Source organism: Microcystis sp. M49636_WE2, from assembly GCF_030065375.1.
GTDB lineage: Bacteria > Cyanobacteriota > Cyanobacteriia > Cyanobacteriales > Microcystaceae > Microcystis > Microcystis aeruginosa_C.
In genome coordinates this window covers 1-1,107 of the sequence record NZ_JASJFG010000414.1, presented here as the reverse complement: position 1 = coordinate 1,107, position 1,107 = coordinate 1, and the positions used below count along the sequence as shown (strand labels likewise).

Sequence of the window (1,107 nt, the reverse complement as noted above, 5' to 3'; positions counted from 1 at the left end):
TATCAGAGGATCGCTATGAAGTTATCGGCAACTCATTTGTTTATGCTGTGGCTGAAAGGGCTGGACTAGAAAGAATTTGGTGTATTATTGCCGATGGAACAGAAGATGCTAGGAATATATCCAGAGTTTTGGCAAGAGAAGAAACCCCAAAACTAAATCTGTCAACAGCTTCAAGAGAAGAAATTAAATCTGCTTTACAGTTCTTGATTGAACAACCGAATAGCCCCCTAAAAACAGTTAAATTAGCTACTGCTACTGCTAGGATTGATGAGGCTCCCCGTCAATTCTGGAAGAGTTTAGATTCAATTGTTGCCCTCAAGTGTGGAATTACAAAAGGGAAGGGATTAGATTTACTCAAAACTGTCTTTTATCTCACTCCTGAATCTCAACAAGATGCAGTGATTGAGGAGTTTTCAGAAGAAACTCTCAAACTCAAGACTGTTTCCGAATTAAAGACTCTAGCCAAAGAAAAGGGAATCGTTGGTTTAAGCAAGATGAAGAAAGCAGAGCTAGTCAGAATATTAGCGCAATAAGAAAAAGGAGTATGAATTATGAATTATGAATTATGAATTATGAATTATCAATTGCTAGAAGATATTGAAAGTGAATTAAAATGGCAGCAAAGCCTTTCTAACGAAGATATGGAATTGGGAGCTTTTTCAACGTGAACCACTATCGAGTCATCCCGGGCTTGAGCATTGATTATGCTTGTGGAGTCCATCTGTTATCATCTTGGGTAGTTCTCTAAGGATTTAGTCCCTTTGACATCCTCGCCGCCGTAAAACGGACGGCGATTCCCAAACCTCACGATTTGGGTTTCTGCTTCTTTCCCGAAGGATTTTTCGCACCTGCCGCCCCAGTTTTACTCTGTTCTGGTCTTATGGTCGCTCTACAGACTGACACCGCAAGCCCTGCGGCCAAAATATTTTTACTGGCGTTAATATCTCGGTCATGGTGTGTCCCACAGTCTGGACAATCCCATTCTCGAACATTTAACGGCATTTTCTCGGCAATATACCCGCAATTACTACACCTTTTAGAGCTAGGAAACCATCTATCTATTTCGATGTAATTTCTCCCATACCAACGGCATTTATAGGCTAATTG

The 1,107-nt window shown here is 40.7% G+C and carries 2 protein-coding genes; one reads left to right on the top strand and one right to left on the bottom strand.

Annotation, left to right across the window (positions count from 1 at the left end; genetic code table 11):
• The coding region (locus PX484_RS09915) for a Rho termination factor N-terminal domain-containing protein (RefSeq protein ID WP_288103684.1) at positions 1 to 533 on the top strand (533 nt) is incomplete at its 5' end.
• 271 nt (positions 534 to 804) lie between these two features.
• Here PX484_RS09915 and PX484_RS09910 read toward each other — a convergent pair.
• On the bottom strand, positions 805 to 1,107 hold a 303-nt coding region (locus PX484_RS09910; protein WP_288103682.1), incomplete at its 5' end, for an RNA-guided endonuclease InsQ/TnpB family protein.